18 protein-coding genes are annotated in these 22,153 nt (G+C 71.7%); 7 read left to right on the top strand and 11 right to left on the bottom strand.

The features are described from left to right. The first annotated feature begins 239 nt into the window (after positions 1–239). The 5 genes from tkt to pgl all read left to right on the top strand — a co-directional run bounded on the left by tkt (position 240) and on the right by pgl (position 7,067). The gene (tkt, locus tag PUR61_RS05975) at positions 240–2,336 is read left to right on the top strand and encodes a transketolase (RefSeq protein WP_329876361.1); all 2,097 of its coding nucleotides are present in this window, start codon (positions 240–242) and stop codon (positions 2,334–2,336) included. A gap of 92 nt (positions 2,337–2,428) precedes the next feature. Continuing rightward, positions 2,429–3,568, top strand: a complete 1,140-nt coding sequence (gene tal, locus PUR61_RS05980; RefSeq protein WP_329876363.1) for a transaldolase — start codon at positions 2,429–2,431, stop codon at positions 3,566–3,568. Between the two features lie 63 nt (positions 3,569–3,631). Beyond that, complete coding sequence (gene zwf / locus PUR61_RS05985; protein ID WP_329876446.1) at positions 3,632–5,188, top strand: glucose-6-phosphate dehydrogenase; 1,557 nt, start codon at positions 3,632–3,634, stop codon at positions 5,186–5,188. Then, positions 5,185–6,282 (top strand): glucose-6-phosphate dehydrogenase assembly protein OpcA, encoded by a 1,098-nt coding sequence (gene opcA / locus PUR61_RS05990; RefSeq protein WP_329876365.1) that lies wholly within the window; start codon positions 5,185–5,187, stop codon positions 6,280–6,282. Before zwf ends, opcA begins: the two co-directional genes overlap by 4 nt. Further along, positions 6,279–7,067 (top strand): 6-phosphogluconolactonase, encoded by a 789-nt coding sequence (gene pgl / locus PUR61_RS05995; RefSeq protein ID WP_329876366.1) that lies wholly within the window; start codon positions 6,279–6,281, stop codon positions 7,065–7,067. The genes opcA and pgl overlap by 4 nt, the downstream gene beginning before the upstream one ends. 89 nt (positions 7,068–7,156) lie before the next feature. Here the strand turns inward: pgl and PUR61_RS06000 are convergent, their stop codons facing one another. The 11 genes from PUR61_RS06000 to uvrA all read right to left on the bottom strand — a co-directional run bounded on the left by PUR61_RS06000 (position 7,157) and on the right by uvrA (position 20,256). After that, positions 7,157–7,444: an RNA polymerase-binding protein RbpA gene (locus PUR61_RS06000; RefSeq protein ID WP_329876448.1), complete on the bottom strand. Its 288-nt coding sequence runs from the start codon at positions 7,442–7,444 to the stop codon at positions 7,157–7,159. A gap of 205 nt (positions 7,445–7,649) precedes the next feature. Continuing rightward, on the bottom strand, positions 7,650–7,886 hold the full coding sequence (secG, locus tag PUR61_RS06005) for a preprotein translocase subunit SecG (protein ID WP_329876368.1): 237 nt from the start codon (positions 7,884–7,886) through the stop codon (positions 7,650–7,652). An 87-nt stretch (positions 7,887–7,973) separates the two neighbouring features. Further along, positions 7,974–8,759, bottom strand: a complete 786-nt coding sequence (gene tpiA / locus PUR61_RS06010) for a triose-phosphate isomerase (RefSeq protein WP_329876370.1) — start codon at positions 8,757–8,759, stop codon at positions 7,974–7,976. A 7-nt stretch (positions 8,760–8,766) separates the two neighbouring features. Next, the gene (locus PUR61_RS06015; protein ID WP_329876372.1) at positions 8,767–9,972 is read right to left on the bottom strand and encodes a phosphoglycerate kinase; all 1,206 of its coding nucleotides are present in this window, start codon (positions 9,970–9,972) and stop codon (positions 8,767–8,769) included. 151 nt (positions 9,973–10,123) lie between these two features. Then, positions 10,124–11,128, bottom strand: coding sequence for a type I glyceraldehyde-3-phosphate dehydrogenase (gene gap, locus PUR61_RS06020; protein WP_329876374.1), 1,005 nt, complete (start codon positions 11,126–11,128; stop codon positions 10,124–10,126). A gap of 306 nt (positions 11,129–11,434) precedes the next feature. Continuing rightward, positions 11,435–12,415 carry a DNA-binding protein WhiA gene (gene whiA, locus PUR61_RS06025; protein WP_148642545.1) on the bottom strand — a complete coding sequence of 327 codons (981 nt, stop codon included), beginning with the start codon at positions 12,413–12,415 and terminating at the stop codon, positions 11,435–11,437. Further along, on the bottom strand, positions 12,406–13,536 hold the full coding sequence (locus tag PUR61_RS06030) for a gluconeogenesis factor YvcK family protein (RefSeq protein ID WP_443035128.1): 1,131 nt from the start codon (positions 13,534–13,536) through the stop codon (positions 12,406–12,408). Before PUR61_RS06030 ends, whiA begins: the two co-directional genes overlap by 10 nt. Positions 13,537–13,600: 64 nt before the next feature. Next, positions 13,601–14,542, bottom strand: a complete 942-nt coding sequence (gene rapZ / locus PUR61_RS06035; protein WP_380360184.1) for an RNase adapter RapZ — start codon at positions 14,540–14,542, stop codon at positions 13,601–13,603. Positions 14,543–14,630: 88 nt separating this feature from the next. Continuing rightward, a complete protein-coding gene (uvrC, locus tag PUR61_RS06040) occupies positions 14,631–16,697 on the bottom strand; it encodes an excinuclease ABC subunit UvrC (RefSeq protein WP_329876383.1) in 2,067 nt (688 codons plus the stop codon). A gap of 51 nt (positions 16,698–16,748) precedes the next feature. Further along, positions 16,749–17,195 (bottom strand): Rieske (2Fe-2S) protein, encoded by a 447-nt coding sequence (locus tag PUR61_RS06045; RefSeq protein WP_329876385.1) that lies wholly within the window; start codon positions 17,193–17,195, stop codon positions 16,749–16,751. Between the two features lie 154 nt (positions 17,196–17,349). After that, on the bottom strand, positions 17,350–20,256 hold the full coding sequence (gene uvrA / locus PUR61_RS06050) for an excinuclease ABC subunit UvrA (RefSeq protein WP_329876387.1): 2,907 nt from the start codon (positions 20,254–20,256) through the stop codon (positions 17,350–17,352). 275 nt (positions 20,257–20,531) lie between these two features. On the opposite strand from uvrA, the gene PUR61_RS06055 reads away from it, so the two are divergent. Beyond that, positions 20,532–21,338: a maleylpyruvate isomerase family mycothiol-dependent enzyme gene (locus PUR61_RS06055; RefSeq protein ID WP_329876390.1), complete on the top strand. Its 807-nt coding sequence runs from the start codon at positions 20,532–20,534 to the stop codon at positions 21,336–21,338. 54 nt (positions 21,339–21,392) lie between these two features. Beyond that, a complete protein-coding gene (locus PUR61_RS06060; RefSeq protein WP_329876392.1) occupies positions 21,393–22,046 on the top strand; it encodes an MBL fold metallo-hydrolase in 654 nt (217 codons plus the stop codon). The last annotated feature ends 107 nt before the right edge of the window (positions 22,047–22,153 follow it).

Raw genomic sequence — 22,153 nt, forward strand, 5'->3', positions numbered from 1 at the left:
GTGGACAAAGGATCCGGCCGTCCGCGGGGAATCGGGGACGGGGAGGGGACGGGGAATGGGGACCAACATGCCTGAGTTGTCCCACCACGGAGGGTGAGCCTCGCCCGGACGGTAGGCTCGCCCAAAGAAGCGGGATCTACCCTCCGTGACCGGCACCACCCAGCGTCCGGCCCCAGCGACGTGGCCGACCCGGTCCCTCACGGGGTCACTCTTCACAATGGAAGGAGCCCTGAGACAGGGTGAGCACGACGCCGAATTCATTCGAGTGGTCCGACCTCGACGAGCGGACGGTCGACACGGCCCGCGTTCTGGCCATGGACGCGGTCCAGAAGGTCGGTAACGGGCACCCCGGGACGGCCATGTCGCTGGCCCCCGCGGCGTACCTGATCTTCCAGCGCTTCCTGCGCCACGACCCGACCGACCCCGCCTGGGTCGGCCGCGACCGGTTCGTCCTCTCTCCGGGACACACCAGCCTGACCCTCTACACGCAGCTCTACTTCTCCGGCTACGGCCTGGAGCTGGACGACCTCAAGGCCTTCCGGGTCGCCGGCAGCCGCACCCCGGGTCACCCGGAGCACGGTCACACCGCGGGCGTCGAGACCACCACCGGCCCGCTCGGCCAGGGCATCGGCAACGCCGTGGGCATGGCGATGGCGGCCCGCTTCGAGCGCGGCCTCTTCGACCCGGACGCCCCGGCCGGCGAGTCGCCGTTCGACCACACCGTCTGGGCCATCGTCTCCGACGGTGACCTGGAGGAGGGCATCTCCGCGGAGGCCTCCTCGCTGGCCGGCCACCAGAAGCTGGGCAACCTGGTCGCGCTCTACGACGACAACCACATCTCGATCGAGGGCGACACCGAGACGGCCTTCTCCGAGGACGTCCTCAAGCGCTACGAGGCGTACGGCTGGCACGTCCAGCGGGTCTCCCCGAAGGCCAACGGCGACATCGACGTGGCGGCGCTCGCCGACGCGCTGGCCGCCGCCAAGGCCGAGACCTCCCGCCCGTCGATGATCGCCATGCGCACGATCATCGCCTGGCCGGCCCCGGACGCCCAGAACACCGCCAAGGCGCACGGCTCCGCGCTCGGCGGCGCCGAGATCGCCGCCACCAAGAAGGTCCTGGGCTTCGACCCGGAGAAGACCTTCGAGGTGAGCGACAAGGTCATCGAGCACGCCCGCCTGGTGATCAAGCGCGGCAAGGCCGCCCGCACCGAGTGGGAGCAGTCGTTCGACGCCTGGCGTGCCGCCCACCCGCAGCGCGCCGCCGAGTTCGACCGCATCGAGGCCGGCGAGCTGCCCGAGGGCTGGAAGAAGGCGCAGCCCGTCTTCGAGGCCGGCAAGGCCGTCGCCACCCGCAAGGCCAGCGGCGAGGCCCTGAAGGCCTTCGGCGCGGTGATCCCGGAGCTGTGGGGCGGCTCGGCCGACCTCGCCGAGTCCAACCTCACCACCATCGACGAGGACAGCTCCTTCCTCCCCGAGGGCAACCCGCTGAAGTCGGCGAGCCCGTACGGCCGGACCATCCACTTCGGCATCCGCGAGCACGCCATGGGTTCGACCATGAACGGCATCGCGCTGCACGGCGGGACCCGCGTCTTCGGCGGCACCTTCCTGGTGTTCGCCGACTACATGCGCCCGGCCGTCCGCCTCGCCGCGCTGATGAAGCTGCCGGTCACCTACGTGTGGACGCACGACTCCATCGGCCTCGGCGAGGACGGCCCGACCCACCAGCCGGTCGAGCACCTGGCCTCGCTGCGCGCCATCCCGGGCCTGTCCATGGTCCGCCCGGCCGACGCCAACGAGACCGCCGTCGCCTGGCGCACCGTCCTGGAGCGTCACAGCAGCCACCCCGGCCCGGTCGGCCTGGCACTCACCCGCCAGAACGTCCCGACCTTCGACCGCACGGTGTTCGGCTCCGCCGAGGGCACCGCGAAGGGCGGCTACGTCCTCGCCGAGGCGTCCACCGGCGACCCGCAGGTGATCCTGCTGGGCACCGGCTCCGAGGTCCAGCTGGCCGTCAGGGCCCGCGAGGTCCTGGAGGCCGAGGGCGTCGCCACCCGCGTCGTCTCGCTGCCGTCCTTCGAGTGGTTCCAGGAGCAGGACCAGGCCTACCGCGACAGCGTGCTGCCGCCGTCGGTCAAGGCCCGCGTCTCGGTCGAGGCCGGCATCGCCCAGGGCTGGCGCGAGCTGGTGGGCGACCACGGCCGGATCGTGTCGCTGGAGCACTTCGGTGCCTCCGCCGACTACCAGGTCCTCTTCGAGGAGTTCGGCCTGACCGCCGAGCGCGTCGTCGCCGAGGCCCACATCGCGCTGCGTTCGCTGGAAGCCGTCAACCGCTGACGGCAGCCGCCGGCCGGGCGCCCGACCGCACACCGGGCGCCCGGCCGGCACCCGAGGACCCCACGGATATACGGACGAAGGACTGAAGCACCATGACTGACGCACTGAAGCGCCTCAGCGACGAAGGCGTGGCGATCTGGCTGGACGACCTCAGCCGCAAGCGCCTCAACAGCGGCAACCTCGCCGAGCTGGTGCAGCACAAGCACGTGGTGGGCGTCACCACCAACCCGACCATCTTCCAGAAGGCCATCGGCGGCGGGGACTCCTCCTACGACGGCCAGCTGCGCGACCTCGCCGTCCGCAAGGTCACCACGGACGAGGCCGTCCGCATGATCACCACCTCGGACGTGCGGGACGCCGCCGACGTGCTGCGCCCGGTCTACGACGCCTCGAACGGCCGTGACGGCCGGGTCTCCATCGAGGTCGACCCGCGGCTCGCCCACGAGACCGCCGCCACCGTCGCCGAGGCGAAGCAGCTGTGGTGGCTGGTCGACCGCCCGAACGTGTTCATCAAGATCCCCGCGACCAGGGCCGGCCTGCCCGCGATCGGCGAGGTCATCGGCAGGGGCATCAGCGTCAACGTCACGCTGATCTTCTCGCTGGAGCGCTACAAGGCCGTCATCGACGCCTACCTGACCGGTCTGGAGGCCGCCAAGGCCAAGGGCCTGGACCTCTCGCAGATCGAGTCGGTCGCGTCCTTCTTCGTGTCCCGTGTCGACACCGAGATCGACAAGCGTCTGGACAAGATCGGCGGCGACGCCCGGGACCTCCGTTCCAAGGCCGCGCTCGCCAACGCCCGCCTCGCCTACCAGGCGTACGAGGAGGTCTTCGGCAGCGTCGACGCCAAGACCGCCGGCAGCGACCGCTGGCGCGCCCTGGAGGCCGCCGGCGCCAAGCCGCAGCGCCCGCTCTGGGCCTCCACCGGCGTCAAGGACCCGGCCCTGCCGGACACCCTGTACGTCACCGAGCTGGTCGCCCCGGGCACCGTCAACACCATGCCCGAGGCCACCCTTGAGGCGACCGGCGACCACGGCGTGGTCACCGGCGGCACCATCGTCCCCCACTACGCCGACGCCAAGGCCGTCATGGACGCCATCGCCGCCGCCGGCGTGGACTACGACGACGTCGTGCAGGTCCTGGAGGACGAGGGCGTGGAGAAGTTCGAGCAGTCCTGGAACGAGCTGCTCGACACCGTCACCGCTTCGCTGGCCTCCTTCGCCGGCGAGAAGTGACCCCTGCTCACACAGCCAGCGCACGAAAGCGGAGTTCATCAAGTGAGCACTGACTTCCCTGAGTTGACGTCGGACTCGGACGCAGGCGACCCCACGCCGGCCCCCGTCAACCCGCTTCGTGACCCCACCGACCGGCGGCTCCCGCGCATCGCGGGGCCGTCCGGCCTGGTCATCTTCGGGGTCACCGGCGACCTGTCCCGCAAGAAGCTGATGCCGGCCATCTACGACCTGGCCAACCGCGGCCTGCTGCCGCCGGGCTTCTCGCTCGTCGGCTTCGCCCGCCGCGAGTGGGAGGACGAGGACTTCGCCAAGGAGGTGCACGACGCGGTCAAGGACCACGCCCGCACCCCCTTCCGCGAGGAGGTCTGGCAGCAGCTCGCCAAGGGCATGCGCTTCGTCCAGGGCGACTTCGACGACGACGACGCCTTCGACAAGCTCCGCGCGACCATCGAGGAGCTGGACAAGGCGCAGGGCACCGGCGGCAACTTCGCCTTCTACCTCTCCGTCCCGCCGAAGTTCTTCCCGACCGTCGTCCAGCAGCTGAAGAAGCACGGCCTGGCCGACCCGCCCCAGGGTTCCTGGCGCCGCGCCGTCATCGAGAAGCCCTTCGGCCACGACCTGGAGTCCGCCCAGGAGCTGAACCGGATCGTCCACGAGGTCTTCCCCCGGGACGAGGTCTTCCGGATCGACCACTACCTGGGCAAGGAGACCGTCCAGAACATCCTGGCGCTCCGCTTCGCCAACCAGATGTTCGAGCCGATCTGGAACCGGTCGTACGTCGACCACGTGCAGATCACCATGGCGGAGGACATCGGCATCGGCGGCCGGGCCGGCTACTACGACGGCATCGGCTCGGCCCGGGACGTCATCCAGAACCACCTGCTCCAGCTGATGGCGCTCACCGCCATCGAGGAGCCGGCGTCCTTCCACCCGAAGGCGCTGGTGGCCGAGAAGCTCAAGGTGCTCAGCGCCGTCAAGCTCCCGGCCGACCTCGGCAAGCACACCGTGCGCGGCCAGTACGCGGCCGGCTGGCAGGGCGGCGAGGAGGTCGTCGGCTACCTCGACGAGGACGGCATCAACCCGGACTCCAAGACGGACACCTACGCGGCCATCAAGCTGGAGATCAACAACCGCCGCTGGGCGGGTGTGCCGTTCTACCTACGGACCGGCAAGCGGCTGGGCCGCCGGGTCACCGAGATCGCGGTGGTCTTCCAGCGCGCCCCGTACCTGCCGTTCGACTCCTACGCGACCGAGGAGCTGGGGCAGAACGCCCTGGTCATCCGGGTCCAGCCGGACGAGGGCGTCACCGTGCGGTTCGGCTCCAAGGTGCCGGGCACCTCCTTCGAGGTCCGCGACGTCACGATGGACTTCGCCTACGGCGAGTCCTTCACCGAGTCGTCCCCCGAGGCGTACGAGCGGCTCATCCTCGACGTGCTGCTCGGGGACGCCAACCTGTTCCCGCGCCACCAGGAGGTCGAGCTGTCCTGGCAGATCCTCGACCCGATCGAGAGGTTCTGGGACGCGCACGGCAAGCCCGCGCAGTACCCGGCCGGCACCTGGGGACCGGCCGAGGCTGACGAGATGCTCGCACGAGACGGCAGGAGCTGGCGCCGGCCATGAAGATCGACCTTACGAACACCACGTCCAGCAAGATCAACGCCGCCCTGATGGAGGCGCGCCGGGCCAGCGGTTCCACCGCTGCCGGCATGGTGCTCACCCTGGTGATCGTGACCGACGAGGGCAGCGCGTACGACGCCCTCAAGGCCGCCAACGACGCCTCCCGCGAGCACCCCTCGCGCACCCTGGCGGTCATCAAGCGCGCCGGGCGTTCGCCCCGGGCCCGCGCCGAGACCCGCCTGGACGCCGAGATCCTGGTCGGCTCCGACGCCGGCTCCGGCGAACCGGTCATCCTGCGCATGCACGGCGAGCTGGTCTCGCACGCGCAGTCGGTCGCCCTGCCGCTGCTGCTGCCGGACGCCCCGGTCGTGGTCTGGTGGCCGGAGAATGCGCCGCTGCACCCGGCGCAGGACCCGCTGGGCTCGATCGCCCAGCGCCGGATCACCGACGCGGTCACCGCCGAGTCCCCGGTCGGCCAGCTCGCCCAGCGCGCCCAGAGCTACACCCCGGGCGACACCGACCTGGCCTGGACCCGGATCACCGGCTGGCGCTCGATGCTGGCCGCCGCGCTGGACCAGCGGCCGTCCACGATCACCTCCGCGGTGGTCGAGGGCGAGCCGTACAACCCCAGCGTCGAGCTGCTCGGCCTCTGGCTGCACACCCGGCTGCACGTGCCCGTCGAACGGGTCGTCACCAACGGCCCGGGCATCACCGCGGTGCACCTGCGCACCACGGACGGGGACATCACCCTGGACCGCCCGGACGGCCTGATGGGCACGCTCTCCATGCCCGGCTCGCCGGACCGCCAGGTGGCGCTGAAGCGCCGCGAGACCTCGGAGCTGATCGCCGAGGAGCTGCGCCGGCTCGACCCGGACGACATCTACGCGGCGGCCGTGCGCACGCCGGTGGACCGGCTGCTCGAACCGACCGCCGCCGAGTCGGCCGCGCGGGCCGAGGTGGCCGACAAGGTCGCCGAGGAGGCCGTGGCGGAGGCCGCCGGGGCCGCGGTGGCCGCCGAGGCCCCCGCCCCTGCTCCGGCCCCCGCTCCGGCGAAGAAGCCGGCCGGCAAGCGCGGTGCCAAGAAGGCGGAGGCATGACGGCCGCCACCCCGCAGCTGGTCGTCCACCGGGACAAGGAGCTGATGGCCCAGGCGGCCGCGGCCCGGCTGATCACCCGGATCGTGGACGCCCAGTCCGCCCGCGGCACCGCCTCGGTGGTGCTCACCGGCGGACGCAACGGCAACGCCCTGCTGGCCGCCATCGCCGCCTCCCCGGCGCGGGACGCGGTCGACTGGGCCCGGCTCGACCTCTGGTGGGGCGACGAGCGGTTCGTGGCCGCCGCCGACCCGGACCGCAACGCCGTCCAGGCCCGGGCCGAGCTGCTGGACGCCGTCCCGCTCGACCCGGCGCGGGTGCACGAGATGCCCGCGTCGGACGGCGTGGACGGCTCGGACGTCGAGGCCGCCGCCGCGCGCTACGCGGAGGAGCTGGCGAAGGCGGCCGGTCCCGGCGACCGGCTCGGTGTCCCCGCCTTCGACGTGCTGCTGCTCGGCGTCGGCCCGGACACCCACGTCGCCTCGCTCTTCCCCGAGCACCCCGGCGTCCGGGAGACCGCACTGACGGTGGTCGGCGTGCGCGGCGCGCCCAAGCCCCCGCCGACCCGGATCTCGCTCACCCTCCCGGCGATCCGGGAGGCCCGCGAGGTCTGGCTGCTGGCGGCGGGCGAGGACAAGGCGGGCGCGGTCGCGCTGGCCCTGTCCGGCCCCGGCGAGCTCCAGGCACCCGCCTCCGGCGCGTACGGGCGCGGGCGCACGCTGTGGCTGCTGGACCGTTCCGCGGCGGCCCAACTGCCGCCCCAGCTCTACCCCCCGGCCTCGGCCTGAGCATGCGCGAAGGGCGTCACCGTTCTCCCGAACGGTGACGCCCTTCGGCGTTGCTCGTCGCCCGCAGCCGGGCGGTTCCGACCCGTGGCTCAGATCTCGCCCCGGAGCTTGGCCAGCGCCTCGGCGAGGATCGCCTCGCCGTCGGCGTCGGTGCGCCGCTCGCGGACGTAGGCGAGGTGGGTCTTGTACGGCTCGTTGCGGGACGGGGCGGGCGGGTTGTGCTCGTCCTGGCCGGCCGGGAAACCGCACCGCGGGCAGTCCCAGGTCTCCGGGATGACCGCTTCGGCCGCGAAGCTCGGACGGGTCTCGTGCTTGTTGGCACACCAGAAGGTGATCCGGTTGCGGGGGGCGGACTCGCCACGCTCCGCCTCACCCATCGGGCCGGCTCCGACCCTGCTGCCACGGATGGCGTTGCCACTTGCCACGGTCTGACTCCCTGCGTGCTGGTGCGCCGACCCGCCGCGATGCGCGTCGGTGGCGAAAGTCGTCCTAGTGTAAGCAGGAGTTAAGGTTGCGCCATCACCGGCTCCGCCCCGGACCGTTCCAGCATAGGCCGCGGGGCGACGGGGCGTCAGAGGTACGTCAGCTCTTGTACTTCATGACCAGGCCGAGCACCATGATGGACGCGAACCAGCCGAGCCCGACCACGATCGTGATGCGGTCCAGGTTGCGCTCGGCCACCGCCGAGCCGCCACCGGTCGACATCGCGCCGCCGCCGAACATGTCCGACAGGCCGCCGCCCTTCCCCTTGTGCAGCAGCACCAGGAGGATCATCAGCAGGCTGAAGACGATCAGGGCAATCGAGAACCCGATAACCACGACGGGACCAACTCTCTCGTATCTTCGGCGAAGGGGCCGGGCCGCGTACGGCGGCCCGGCCCCAAAGCCTACGTTGCTGCGGCGGCGTTAGCCTACTGCCTGGTCACGGTACCGCACGATCTTGACGAACTCGTCGGCGTCCAGCGAGGCACCGCCGACCAGGCCGCCGTCGACGTCCGGCTTGGCCATCAGGCCGGCCGCGCTGGAGGACTTGACCGAACCGCCGTAGAGCACGCGGACCTTCCCGGCCAGCTCGGCGTCGTACAGCTCGGCGATCCGCGCGCGGATGGCGGCGCAGACCTCCTGGGCGTCCTCGGGGGTCGCCACCTCGCCGGTGCCGATCGCCCAGACCGGCTCGTAGGCGACCACGACGGACTCGGCCTGGTCGGCCGGGACGCCCTGCAGGCCGCCGTCGAGCTGGGCCAGGGTGTACTCGACGTGGGTGCCGGCCTTGCGGATCTCCAGCGGCTCGCCGATGCAGAGGATCGGGGTGATCCCGGCACGGTAGGCGGCCTTCACCTTGGCGTTGACGATCTCCTCGTTCTCGCCGTGGTACTGGCGGCGCTCCGAGTGGCCGATCACCGCGTAGGTGCACTTGAGCTTGGCCAGCATCGGACCGGAGATCTCGCCGGTGTAGGCACCGGAGTCGTGCTGCGAGATGTCCTGCGAGCCGTACTTGATCTTCAGCTTGTCGCCGTCGACCAGGGTCTGCACCGAGCGGAGGTCGGTGAACGGCACGAGGACGGCCACCTCGACCGACTCGTAGTCCTTGTCGGCCAGCGCGAAGGCCAGCTTCTGGGTGTGCTGGATGGCCTCGAGGTGGTTGAGGTTCATCTTCCAGTTGCCCGCCATCAGCGGGAGACGCTCAGTCATTGCGTTGTCAGCCTTCCAGGGCGGCGAGACCGGGAAGGGTCTTGCCCTCCAGGTACTCGAGGCTCGCGCCACCGCCGGTCGAGATGTGCCCGAACTTCGTCTCGTCGAAGCCCAGAATACGGACGGCCGCGGCGGAGTCACCGCCACCGACCACGGAGAACGCGTCGCCGTCGACCAGGGCCTGGGCGACGGCCTTGGTGCCCTCGGCGAAGGCCGGGTGCTCGAAGACGCCCACCGGACCGTTCCAGAACACCGTCTTCGCGTCGGCCAGCTTCGCCGCGAACAGCTCGCGGGTCTTGGGGCCGATGTCCAGGCCCTCCTTGTCGGCCGGGATGCCGTCGGCGCCCACGACCTCGAAGTCCTCGACCGGCGCGAACGTCTTGGTGTCGGGGAACGACCCGGAGATCGCGACGTCCACCGGCAGCACGAACTCGACGCCGCTCTCCTCGCCGCGCTTCAGGTAGTCCAGCACCGTCGGGATCTGGTCCTCCTGCAGCAGCGAGATACCGACCTCGTGGCCCTTGGCCTTGAGGAAGGTGTACGCCATGCCGCCGCCGATCAGGATGCGGTCGGCCTTGCCGAGCAGGTTGTCGATCACGCCGACCTTGTCGGAGACCTTGGAGCCGCCGAGCACCACCACGTACGGGCGCTCGACCTCCTCGGTGAGGCGCTTGAGCACGCCGACCTCGGTGGCGATCAGGTCGCCGACCGCGTGCGGCAGGCGGGCCGGCAGGTCGAACACCGAGGCGTGCTTGCGGTGCACCGCACCGAAGCCGTCGCCGACGTAGAGGTCGGCGAGGTCCGCCAGCCGGTCGGCGAAGGCGCCGCGCTCGGCGTCGTCCTTGCTGGTCTCCCCGGCGTTGAACCGCAGGTTCTCGAGCAGCGTGACCTCGCCGTCGGCCAGGGCGGCGACGGTGGCCTTCGCGCTCTCGCCCACGGTGTCGGTCGCGAACGCGACCGGCGTGCCGAGGATCTCGCCGAGGCGGACGGCCACCGGCGCGAGGGAGAACTGCGGGTCCGGCTCGCCCTTGGGGCGGCCGAGGTGGGAGGCGACGACGACCTTCGCCCCGCGCTCGACGAGCTTGGCGATGGTCGGGGCGACGGCGCGGATCCGGCCGTCGTCGGTGATCGTGGCGCCGGACAGCGGCACGTTCAGGTCCGCGCGGACGAACACGCGTCGGCCGGCGACGTCCAGGTCTTCGATGGTCTTCACGGTCTTCGGTCTCCTGGCGAGAAGGTGGAGCAGGCGACGGCACAACGGCGGGCCGTCAAAGGGGAGTTGAGGGTGCGCAGACGGAGGGCCCGGACGGCGTCGCACATGCCTTCCGGGCCCTCCCCCCTACTTCACATCAGCTCCCGCTGCGTCAGAGCCGGTCACCGACGAGGGTGGTCAGGTTGACGAGGCGGTTCGAGTAGCCCCACTCGTTGTCGTACCAGCCGAAGATCTTGACCTGGTTGCCCTGGACCATGGTCATCAGCGAGTCGAAGATCGTGGAGAACGGCGAGTTCACGATGTCGGAGGAGACGATCGGGTCCTCGGTGTACTGCAGGATGCCCTTGAGGGTGGTCTCCGAGGCCTTCTTGAACGCCTCGTTGACCTCGGCGACGGTGACGTCGCGCTCCAGGGTGACGACCAGGTCGGTGATCGAACCGGTCGGGACCGGAACGCGCAGCGAGGTGCCGTCCAGCTTGCCCTTGAGCTCGGGCAGGACCAGGGCGGTCGCCTTGGCGGCACCCGTCGAGGTCGGGATGATGTTGAGGGCCGCGGCGCGGGCGCGACGCAGGTCCTTGTGCGGGAAGTCCAGGGTGACCTGGTCGTTGGTGTACGCGTGCACCGTGGTCATCAGACCCTTGACGATGCCGAAGTTCTCGTTCAGCACCTTGGCCAGCGGCGCCACACAGTTGGTGGTGCAGGAGGCGTTGGAGATGACCGTGTGCTTCTCGGCGTCGTACTTCTCGTCGTTGACACCGATGACGATGGTGATGTCCTCGTCGGTGGCGGGCGCCGAGATGATGACCTTCTTGGCACCGGCGGTGACGTGCTTCTTGGCCGCCTCGGCCTTGGTGAAGATGCCGGTCGACTCGATGACGATGTCGACGCCCAGCTCGCCCCAGGGGAGGTTGGCCGGGTCACGCTCGGCGATGACCTTGAAGGTCTTGCCGTCGACGGTGATGCTGTCTGCGGTGTGCGAGACCTCGCCCTGGAAGGTGCCCAGGATCGAGTCGTACTTGAGCAGGTGCGCCAGGGTCTTGGTGTCGGTCAGGTCGTTGACACCGACGATCTCGATGTCCGCGCCCTGGGCCTGAACCGCACGGAAGAAGTTGCGGCCGATGCGGCCGAATCCGTTGATGCCTACCCGGATCGTCACGAACCGATCTCCTCGTTAGGTACGCCGGACGCTATGCCGACGGGGTGGAATTTGGGATGTCCCCGACCGCCTATGACCCTACCCCTCCGAGGCCGGGTAGAGCACATCAGCCCGCTTCGCAACCCCTGGCGTGGCGCGCGTTCCACGCACCTTCGGGCCTTCCGTCCTTGCCCTCCGGGGCAGTTGGTCCCGGGCTCGCGGGGCCCTCCGGCACGGGCCGCCGTCCCAGTCCCCGGACACGGCACCGCCGGTGCCCGAGGAACGGACACCGGCGGGGAGATCACCGTCGAGCGCGGTCGTCAAGAGTCAGTTGAGTGCCATCTCGTCCGTCAGGTTCGCCTCGGTGCTCGGCAGACCGAGCTCGGAGGCACGCTTGTCGGCCATCGCCAGCAGCCGGCGGATCCGGCCGGCCACCGCGTCCTTGGTCAGCGGCGGGTCGGCGAGGGCGCCCAACTCCTCCAGCGAGGCCTGCTTGTGCTGCATCCGCAGCTGGCCGGCGGCGGCCAGGTGCTCCGGCACCTCCTCGCCGAGGATCTCCAGCGCGCGCTGCACCCGGGCGCCGGCCGCGACCGCGGCGCGGGCCGAGCGGCGCAGGTTGGCGTCGTCGAAGTTGGCCAGCCGGTTGGCGGTCGCCCGGACCTCGCGCCGCATCCGGCGCTCCTCCCAGGCCAGCACCGACTCGTGGGCGCCGAGGCGGGTGAGCAGCGCGCCGATGGCGTCGCCGTCACGGATCACCACCCGGTCCACGCCGCGCACCTCGCGGGCCTTGGCCGGGATGCCGAGCCGGCGGGCGGCGCCGACCAGGGCGAGGGCCGCCTCGGAGCCGGGGCAGGTGATCTCCAGCGACGAGGACCGGCCGGGCTCGGTGAGCGAGCCGTGTGCCAGGAAGGCCCCGCGCCAGGCCGCCTCGGCGTCGCAGGTGGCGCCGGAGACCACGGCCGGGGGCAGGCCCCGGATCGGGCGACCGCGGCCGTCCACGAGGCCGGTCTGGCGCGCCAGCAGCTCGCCGTCCTTGACCACCCGGACCACGTACCGGCTGCCGCGCCGCAGGCCGCCGGGGGCCATCACGACCAGGTCCGAGGAGTGTCCGAAGATCTCCAGCAGGTCCTTGCGCAGACGACGCGCGGCAGCGCCGGTGTCCAGCTCCGCCTCGATCACGATACGGCCGCTCACGATGTGCAGCCCGCCCGCGAATCGCAGGATCGCCGACACCTCCGCCTTGCGGCAGCAGGCCCGGGTGACCGGGAGCCGGCTGATTTCGTCCTTCACCGCTGGAGTCATCGCCATGGCCCGATCCTTCCATGTGTCCGGAAAATCCGGTCGTACGCGGCTGCCAAGAGCTCCGGGTCGTGTCGCGGCGTGCCGTCGGTGCGGGCGACCCGGCCGAGCACCAGGGCCGCGCCCATCCGCTCGGCGGCCTTCTCCAGGCCCGCCAGGTCGGCCTGGCCGAAGGCACCGCCGGTGACGGCGCGCTCGTCCACCAGGATCGCATCCACCGCAAGGGCGGGGGCGTGGTCGGCGATGACCTCCAGGTGGCGCTGCGGGGTGAAGCCCTCGGTCTCGCCGGGCTGCGGGGCCAGGTTCAGGGTGAGCAGGCGGCGGGCGCGGGTCTCGACCAGCGCCTTGACCAGGTCGGGCACCAGCAGGTGCGGCAGCACGCTGGTGAACCAGGAGCCGGGGCCGAGCACCACCCAGTCCGCCTCGCGGACGGCGGTGACCGCCTCCGGCACAGCCGGCGGCTCGTCCGGCACCAGCCGGACGGACTGCACGGTGCCCGGGGTCACCGCGACGCTGGCCTGCCCGCGGACGGCGGCGAGCTCGGCCGGGTGCGCCGGGTCGTGGCCCCGGACGACCGCCTCGATGTCGAGCGGGACGGCCGACATGGGCAGCACCCGGCCCTGGACGTTGAGCAGCCGGCCCACCCAGTCCAGGGCGGCGACCGGGTCGCCGAGCTTCTCCCACAGCGCGACGATCAGCAGGTTGCCGACGGCGTGGCCGCCCAGCTCGCCGCTGCCGGTGAAGCGCTGCTGGATCACCTCGGACCAGGTGCGGCCCCAGTCGTCGTCGCCGCAGAGCGCGGCCAGCGCCTTGCGGAGGTCGCCCGGCGGCAGCACGCCCAGCTCCTCACGGAGCCGGCCGCTGGAGCCGCCGTCGTCCGCGACGGTGACCACCGCGGTGAGGTCGGTGGTGAGCCGGCGCAGCGCGGAGAGCGAGGCGGACAGGCCCTGACCGCCGCCGAGGGCGGTGATCCGGGGCGCCTGGTTGGTCCGGGGCGTCTGGTGGGGACGGGACGGGCCGGTGCGGGCCGCCCCGGAGCGGGACCGGCCGGTCACGAAGGACCGGGCCGGGAGCCCACTCCGGTCGGCGGTCTTGTTCTGAAACTGCCGCCCGGGCACGTATCCCGTCACACCTACCTCGCGTTCCTCTTGCCCGCCGCCGGCCTCCGCCGGCGGCCGGCAGGGGGTACGGCGGCTACTCCCGTCCCATGTCCCGGTGGACGAGCACCGTTTCGACGCCGTCCGAGATGAGACGTTTCGTCAGGCGCTCGGACATCGCGACGCTGCGGTGCTTGCCACCGGTGCAGCCTACGGCAAGCGTCATGTAGCGCTTCCCCTCGCGCCGGTACCCCTCGGTGACGATGCGCAGCAGCTCCGCGTAACCGTTGAGGAACTCGTTGGCACCGGGCTGCTGGAAGACGTAGTCGGCGACGTCCCCGTCGGTGCCGGTCCGGGCCCGCAGCTCGGGCACCCAGTGCGGGTTGGGCAGGAAGCGGCAGTCCACCACGAGGTCGGCGTCGACCGGCAGGCCGTACTTGAAGCCGAACGACATCACGGTGGCCCGCAGCTCGGGCTCGTCGTGGTCGGCGAACTGGGCGTCGAGCTTGGCGCGCAGCTGGTGGACGTTGAGGTTGGAGGTGTCGATCACCAGGTCGGCCTCGCCGCGCAGCTCGCGCAGCAGGTCGCGCTCCTGGGCGATGCCGTCGACGATCCGGCCGTCGGCCTGGAGCGGGTGCGGGCGGCGCACGCCCTCGAAGCGGCGGACCAGTGCGTCGTCGGAGGAGTCCAGGAAGACCACGCGCAGCCGGATGCCGCGCTTCTCCAGTTCGTCCAGGGAGGTCAGCAGGTCGTCGAAGAACTGCCGGCCGCGGACGTCCACGACGGCGCCGATCCGGGCGACGTTGCCCTGGGAGCGGGCTCCGAGGTCGACCATGGTCGGGATGAGGGCCGGCGGCAGGTTGTCCACCACGAACCAGCCCAGGTCCTCCAGGCACTTGGCCGCGGTGGAGCGGCCGGCTCCGGACATGCCGGAGATGATCACCAGCTCCGGGGCGTTCTCTCCGCCGGCCTCCGGCCGCGCGGTGCCCCCGTAATCGGACACGGTCACTTCGGTTCCCCGCTCTCGGTGGTTCTGCATGTGGAGAACGCGCGACGCGCGGGCAAGCTTCCCCGGTCCACTCGGGCGAGTGATCCGGGGCGCGCAGGCTGACGGGCGGCGTCGGCCGTCATGGCGTCTCCTGGGTGGGTGCGGTCTCGGGCGCCGCGGGCACCGGATCGTCGGCGCCGTCCTCGATGATCTCGCCCGTGGCCGTGTTCACGGCTGGTGCGGCAGGTGTACGGGACGACAACGCCGCCGCAACTGTCTCCGCCGTCCGCCGGCCGATGCCGGGGACTGCGCAGAGTTCGTCGACGGTGGCCGACCGGAGCTTCTTCAGCGAGCCGAAGTGCTTGAGCAGCGCCTGACGGCGAGTCTCGCCGAGGCCGGGGACGGAGTCCAGTTCTCCGGCGGTGAGTCGCTTGGAACGCTTGCCGCGCTGGTAGGCGATGGCGAAGCGGTGGGCCTCGTCGCGGACCCGCTGGAGCAGGTAGAGGCCCTCACTGCTGCGCGGGAGCACGACCGGGTCGTCGTCGCCGGGCAGCCAGACCTCCTCCAGGCGCTTGGCCAGGCCGCAGAGCGCGACGTCGTCGATGCCGAGTTCGTCCAGGGCCCGCCGGGCGGCGGCGACCTGGGGCTGACCGCCGTCGACGACGATCAGCTGCGGGGGGTAGGCGAAGCGGCGCGGGCGGCCCGTCTCGGGGTCGACCGGACCGCCCGGCACCTCGGCGGCGCCGGGCTCGTCGTCCGGGCCCTCCTCGGGGACGGCCCATTCGCCGGTCCGCTCGCGCTCCTGGAGGTAGCGGCGGAACCGCCGGCTGATCACCTCGTGCATCGAGCGGACGTCGTCCTGGCCCTCGAAGCCCTTGATCTGGAAGCGGCGGTACTCGCTCTTGCGGGCCAGGCCGTCCTCGAAGACGACCATCGAGGCGACCACGTCCTCGCCCTGGAGGTGGGAGATGTCGAAGCACTCGATGCGCAGCGGGACGGAGTCCAGCTCCAGGGCGTCGGCGATCTCCTGGAGGGCGCGGCTGCGGGTGGTGAGGTCGGAGGCGCGCTTGGTCTTGTGCAGGGCGAGCGCCTGTTGGGCGTTGCGCTGCACGGTGGCCATCAGGTCCTTCTTGTCGCCGCGCTGCGGCACCCGGAGGTCGACCTGGCTGCCGCGCAGACCGCTCAGCCAGTCGCGGACCGGGTCGACCGGCTCGGGCAGCGCCGGGACGAGGACCTCGCGGGGGACGGACTCGCTGCGCTCGTCCTCGTCCGTCCCGCCGTAGAGCTGCTGGAGGGCGTGCTCGACCAGGCCGGCGGTGTCGACGTCCTCGACCTTGTCGGTGACCCAGCCGCGCTGGCCGCGGACCCGGCCGCCGCGGACGTGGAAGATCTGGACGGCGGCCTCCAGTTCGTCCTCGGCGACGGCCAGCAGGTCCGCGTCGGTGGCGTCGGCGAGGACGACGGCGTTCTTCTCCATCGCCCGCTTGAGCGCGCCGATGTCGTCGCGCAGCCGGGCCGCCTTCTCGTACTCCATCTCGACCGCGGCCTCCTGCATCTCGCCCTCCAGGCGGCGCAGGTAGTTGCCGGTGCGCCCGGCCATGAAGTCGCAGAAGTCCTCGGCCAGCGCGCGGTGTTCCTCGGGCGAGACCTTGCCGACGCAGGGGGCGGCGCACTTGCCGATGTAGCCGAGCAGGCAGGGGCGGCCGACCTGGCTGGCGCGCTTGAAGACGCCGTTGGAGCAGGTGCGGACGGGGAAGACGCGCAGCAGCAGGTCGACGGTCTCGCGGATCGCCCAGGCGTGGCCGTACGGGCCGAAGTAGCGGACGCCCTTCTTGTGCGAGCCGCGCATGACCTGGACCCGGGGGTACTCCTCGTCGAGGGTGACCGCCAGCTCCGGATAGCTCTTGTCGTCGCGGTACTTGACGTTGAAGCGGGGGTCGAACTCCTTGATCCAGGAGTACTCCAGCTGGAGCGCCTCGACCTCCGTGGCGACCACGGTCCACTCCACCGAGGCGGCGGTGGTGACCATGGTCGCGGTGCGCGGGTGCAGCCCGGCGAGGTCCTGGAAGTAGGAGGAGAGCCGCGGGCGCAGGCTCTTCGCCTTGCCGACGTAGATGACCCGACCGTGGGCGTCGCGGAACTTGTAGACGCCTGGCGAGACGGGGATCGCGCCCGGCGACGGGCGGTAGGTGGACGGGTCAGCCATGGGTCCACCGTACCGAGTCGGGCCGGGCCTGCGGAGGGGAGATCAACTGCTTCAGCTCGGGGTGACCTTGAGGTTGCCGCCCTCGACGGCCACGGTGTACGCGGGCAGCGGGGTGGGGGCCGGGCCGTCCAGCACGGCGCCGTCGGTGATGCCGAAGAAGCTGCCGTGACAGGGGCACTGGATCTTCTGGTTCTTGACCTGGTCGACGATGCAGCCGGCGTGGGTGCACTTGGCGCTGAACGCCCGGTACTGGCCCTCGGTCGGCTGGGTGACGACGATCTTCTTCTCGCGGTAGACGGTGCCGCCGCCGACGGGCACGGCGGAGGCCGGGCCGACGTCCACCGGGGTCTTGGGGGCGGCGGAGTCGGAAGAGGACGAGGAGCAGCCGGAGACGGCCAGGGTGCCGCCGGCGGCGAGGACGGCCGCGGCCCCGCAGAGCAGGGTGCGGCGGGAGGTGGCGGGGCTGCCGGACGGCAGGCGGTCGGGGGCCTCGGGCATGAGGGTGCTCCTGGTCTGGCTGGTGTCACCGCGGCCACGAGGTGGCCGCGGCGGCCCGGCTGCTGGTCGGGCCGGGCGCAGTCTATGCAACCCTTACCCGGCCGCTCCCCCTGTGTCGGGGGGCGGCCGGGGCGGGTTCGGGTCTCCTGCCCGGCTACTTCCGGGCGGCCGCGGCGCGCTTGCGCGGTGCCTTGGCCTTGACGACCGGGGCGTCGGCGAACTCGCCCGGCAGGATGTCCCGGAGGAACTTGCCGGTGTGGCTCTCCGCGACGGCCGCGATCTGCTCCGGGGTGCCCTCGGCGACCACCGTGCCGCCGCCGGAGCCGCCCTCGGGGCCCATGTCGACGACCCAGTCGGCGGTCTTGATCACATCGAGGTTGTGCTCGATGACGATCACCGTGTTGCCCTTGTCCACCAGCCCGGAGAGCACCTTGATCAGCTTGCTGATGTCCTCGAAGTGCAGACCGGTGGTCGGCTCGTCGAGCACGTAGACCGTCCGGCCGGTGGAGCGCTTCTGGAGCTCGGAGGCGAGCTTGACGCGCTGCGCCTCGCCGCCGGAGAGGGTCGGCGCGGACTGGCCGAGCCGGACGTAGCCGAGGCCGACGTCGTTGAGCGTCCTCAGGTGCCGGGCGATCGCGGGGACGGCCTCGAAGAAGCCGAGCGCCTCCTCGATCGGCATGTCCAGCACCTCGGCGATGGACCGGCCCTTGTAGTGCACCTCCAGCGTCTCCCGGTTGTACCGGGCACCGTGGCAGACCTCGCAGGGCACGTAGACGTCCGGCAGGAAGTTCATCTCGATCTTGATGGTGCCGTCGCCGGAGCAGTTCTCGCAGCGGCCGCCCTTGACGTTGAACGAGAACCGGCCGGGCAGGTAGCCGCGGACCTTGGCCTCCTGGGTCTCCGCGAAGAGCCGCCGGACGTGGTCGAAGACGCCGGTGTAGGTGGCCGGGTTGGAGCGCGGGGTGCGACCGATCGGCGACTGGTCGACGTGGACCACCTTGTCCACCAGGTCGGTGCCGGTGATCCGGGTGTGCCGGCCGGGGACCGTGCGGGCGCCGTTCAGCTCCCGGGCGAGGTGGGTGTAGAGGATGTCGTTGACCAGGGTGGACTTGCCGGAGCCGGAGACGCCGGTGATCGCCGTGAAGGTGCCGAGCGGGAAGCCGACCGTGACGTCCTTGAGGTTGTGCTCACGGGCGCCGTGGACGGTCAGCTGGCGCTTCTTGTCCCGGTCGCGGCGGGCCTCCGGGATCGGGATGAAGCGCTTGCCGGAGAGGTACTGCCCGGTCAGCGACTCCTTGTTGGTGAGCAGCTGCTTCAGCGAGCCGGAGTGGACCACCTTGCCGCCGTGCTCGCCGGCGCCGGGGCCGATGTCGACCACCCAGTCGGCCATCTTGATGGTGTCCTCGTCGTGCTCGACGACGATCAGCGTGTTGCCGATGTCGCGGAGCCGCACGAGGGTCTCGATCAGCCGGTGGTTGTCGCGCTGGTGCAGGCCGATGGACGGTTCGTCCAGCACGTAGAGGACGCCGACCAGGCCGGAGCCGATCTGGGTGGCGAGCCGGATCCGCTGGGCCTCGCCGCCGGAGAGGGTGCCCGCCGCGCGGTTGAGCGAGAGGTAGTCCAGGCCGACGTCGACGAGGAAGCGGAGCCGCTCGTTGACCTCCTTGAGCACGCGCTCGGCGATCTGCTTGTCCCGGGCGTTGAGCTTCATCGCGCCGAGGAAGTCGGAGCAGTCGCTGATCGACATCGACGAGACGTCGGCGATCGAGCGGTCCTCGACGGTGACGGCCAGCACCACCGGCTTGAGCCTGGTCCCCTTGCAGGTCGGGCAGGGCACCTCGCGCATGTAGCCCTCGAAGCGCTCGCGGCTGGAGTCGCTCTCCGCCTCGGTGTGCCGGCGCTGGATGAACGGCACCGCGCCCTCGAAGCCGGTGGTGTACGAGCGGTCGCGCCCGTACCGGTTGCGGTAGCGGACCTCGACCTGGTGCTTGTGCCCGTACAGCAGGGCCTTCTTGGCGCGGGCCGGGAGGCCGGCCCAGGGGAGGTCGGTGCGGAAGCCCAGCTCGCCGGCGAGCGCGTCGATCAGGCGCTGGAAGTACTCCTTGGTGTGGCCGCCGGACCACGGGTGGATGGCGCCCTCGTCCAGCGACTTCTCGTCGTCGGGGACGACCAGCTCCGGGTCCACCTCCATCCGGTTGCCGAGGCCGGAGCAGTCCGGGCAGGCGCCGAACGGCGAGTTGAAGGAGAACGAGCGCGGCTCCAGCTCCTCGAACGACACGTCGTCGTACGGGCAGTAGAGGTGCTCGGAGTACATCCGCTCGCGCTCGGGGTCGTCCTCCGGGAGGTCGACGAAGTCGAGCACGACCATGCCGCCGGAGAGCCGCAGGGCCGTCTCCACCGAGTCGGTCAGGCGCCGCTTGGCGCTCTCCTTGACGGTGAGGCGGTCGATGACCACCTCGACGGTGTGCTTCTCCTGCTTCTTGAGCTTCGGGGGCTCGGCGAGCTGGATCGTCTCGCCGTCCACCCGGGCGCGGGCGTAGCCCTTGGACTGGAGGTCGGCGAAGAGGTCGACGAACTCGCCCTTGCGCTCCCGCACGACCGGGCTGAGCACCTGGAAGCGGGTGCCCTCGGCGAGCGCCAGCACCTTGTCCACGACGGCCTGCGGCGACTGCTTGGCGATCGGCCGGGAGCAGTGCGGGCAGTGCGGCTTGCCGATCCGGGCGAACAGCAGGCGGAGGTAGTCGTAGACCTCGGTGATGGTGCCGACGGTCGAGCGCGGGTTGCGGTTGGTGGACTTCTGGTCGATCGAGACGGCCGGGGAGAGGCCCTCGATGAAGTCGACGTCGGGCTTGTCCATCTGCCCGAGGAACTGGCGGGCGTAGGAGGACAGCGATTCGACGTAGCGGCGCTGCCCCTCGGCGAAGATCGTGTCGAAGGCGAGCGAGGACTTGCCGGACCCGGAGAGGCCCGTGAAGACGATGAGGGAGTCGCGGGGCAGGTCGAGCGAGACGTTCTTGAGATTGTGCTCGCGAGCACCGCGGACGATGAGGCGGTCGGCCACTGCTTCTGGCGCCTTTCTCCGGGGCGGGAGGGCTGGTGGAAGTCGTGTGTACTTCCTCCAGGATGCGCCAGTCAGCCTACTAGCTCACGCGTTCGATTAACGAGCCTGTCCGGCCGGGTCCACCCGAATGAGTGACCGCCACCCTGCCAGCCTTGACGCAGGTCCGGAAAAAGCCCCTGCTCAACGCCGGAGAACGGCGATAGCGTCACCACGTCAACGAGCGGCGGGGCCGGTGGGCAACGCCGTGGAGCAGCCGAACCGGAGGCCACCGACCCATGACCGCCCCCCAGAACCCCGCCGACCTCGCCGCGGCCCGGCTCACCGACGTCGCCGAGGCCACCGGCCGCCTGCTGCGGACCCTCGCCGCGCTGGAGCCCGCGGCCGTCGCCGGCCCCTCGGCCCTGCCGGGCTGGACCAGGGGCCACGTGCTGGCCCACGTCGCCCGCAACGCCGACTCGCTGGTCAACCTGCTCGACGGCGCCCGGACCGGCACCGACGTCCCGCAGTACGCGAGCGACGAGGCCCGCGACCTGGGCATCGAGCAGGGCGCGCCCCGCCCGCTCGACGTCCAGGCCGACGACGTCCGGGACTCCCACGCCGGCTTCGCCGCCGCCGCCGCGCTGCTGCCCGCCGCGGCCTGGGCCGCCTCGGTGCGCCACCGCTCCGGCTACCTCTTCCCGGCCCACGACATCCCGTGGAAGCGGCTGATGGAGCTTGAGTACCACCACGTCGACCTCGCCGCCGGCTACTCCCCCGCGGACTGGCCGGAGTCCTTCGCCACGGCCGAGTTCCGGCGGCTGGCGGCCAGGCTCGCCGGCGCGGACGCCGCCGGGGGCGCCGGGGCCTCCGGGGACCTCCCGACAGCCCTCCCGGCGGCCCTGCTGGTGGCCGGGGACACCGGGGACCGGGCCCGGATCGGCTCCGCCGACGGGGAGGCCCGGCTCAGCGTCGAGGGCCCCGTCCGGACCCTCACCGCCTGGCTCTCCGGCCGCTCGGACGGCGACGGCCTGCTGGTCCGCGAGGACGGCGTCCCGCTCGCCGACGGCCGGGCCGCCCTGCCCCCGCTCCCCCCGCTGGGCTGACGGCCCGCTCGGCGCGAGGATGATCCCAGAACCCCCATGACGAGGAGCGGACGGATGACGTACCACGGAGCGGTCAAGGTCGGCGGACCGCCGGACGTGCGCGACCTGGCCCACCTGATCATCACCAAGGTGGCGGTCGGCCCCTACGACAACAACGCCTACCTGCTGCGCTGCCGCGACACCGACGAGCAGCTGCTGATCGACGCGGCGGCGGACGCGCCGGCGCTGCTGGAGACCGTCGGCGAGAACCTGGCCACCGTGGTCACCACGCACCGGCACCACGACCACTGGGGCGCGCTGGCCGAGGTGGTCGCCGCCACCGGCGCCCGCACCGCCGCCGGACGGATCGACGCCGAGGCCGTCGAGGTGCCGACCGACCTGCCGCTGGACGACGGCGACACCCTGCGGGTGGGCCACTGCGAGCTGACCGTGCGGCACCTGGTCGGCCACACCCCCGGGGCGATCGTGCTGGTCTACGACGACCCGCAGGGCCACCCGCACGTGTTCACCGGGGACTGCCTCTTCCCGGGCGGGGTGGGCAACACCTGGGGCGACCCGGAGGCCTTCCGGAGCCTGTTCCGGGACGTCAACGAGAAGCTCTTCGACGTCCTGCCGGACGAGGCCTGGGTCTACCCCGGTCACGGCAACGACACCACCCTGGGCGCCGAGCGCCCCAACCTGGCCGCCTGGCGCGAGCGCGGCTGGTAGGCGCGCGACGGGCCCCCGCGGGCCCGTGAGGACCCCACGGAGGCCCGTGCGGGGGCCCGTGCGGGGCTGACACGACGACGGCGGGCCCGCGACCACTGCTCGGTCGC

This window comes from Streptomyces sp. BE20, assembly GCF_036322525.1.
In the GTDB taxonomy this organism is placed as follows: Bacteria; Actinomycetota; Actinomycetes; order Streptomycetales; family Streptomycetaceae; genus Kitasatospora.

What these genes read in the sequence shown, in the direction of transcription:
- pgl (WP_329876366.1), top strand. Translation starts at nt 6,279, where the DNA reads ATGACGGCCGCCACCCCGCAGCTGGTCGTCCACCGGGACAAGGAGCTG.
- PUR61_RS06045 (WP_329876385.1), bottom strand. Translation starts at nt 17,195, where the DNA reads ATGCCCGAGGCCCCCGACCGCCTGCCGTCCGGCAGCCCCGCCACCTCC.
- tal (WP_329876363.1), top strand. Translation starts at nt 2,429, where the DNA reads ATGACTGACGCACTGAAGCGCCTCAGCGACGAAGGCGTGGCGATCTGG.
- PUR61_RS06000 (WP_329876448.1), bottom strand. Translation starts at nt 7,444, where the DNA reads ATGGGTGAGGCGGAGCGTGGCGAGTCCGCCCCCCGCAACCGGATCACC.
- uvrC (WP_329876383.1), bottom strand. Translation starts at nt 16,697, where the DNA reads ATGGCTGACCCGTCCACCTACCGCCCGTCGCCGGGCGCGATCCCCGTC.
- opcA (WP_329876365.1), top strand. Translation starts at nt 5,185, where the DNA reads ATGAAGATCGACCTTACGAACACCACGTCCAGCAAGATCAACGCCGCC.
- PUR61_RS06055 (WP_329876390.1), top strand. Translation starts at nt 20,532, where the DNA reads ATGACCGCCCCCCAGAACCCCGCCGACCTCGCCGCGGCCCGGCTCACC.
- PUR61_RS06060 (WP_329876392.1), top strand. Translation starts at nt 21,393, where the DNA reads ATGACGTACCACGGAGCGGTCAAGGTCGGCGGACCGCCGGACGTGCGC.
- rapZ (WP_380360184.1), bottom strand. Translation starts at nt 14,542, where the DNA reads ATGCAGAACCACCGAGAGCGGGGAACCGAAGTGACCGTGTCCGATTAC.
- whiA (WP_148642545.1), bottom strand. Translation starts at nt 12,415, where the DNA reads ATGGCGATGACTCCAGCGGTGAAGGACGAAATCAGCCGGCTCCCGGTC.
- tpiA (WP_329876370.1), bottom strand. Translation starts at nt 8,759, where the DNA reads ATGACTGAGCGTCTCCCGCTGATGGCGGGCAACTGGAAGATGAACCTC.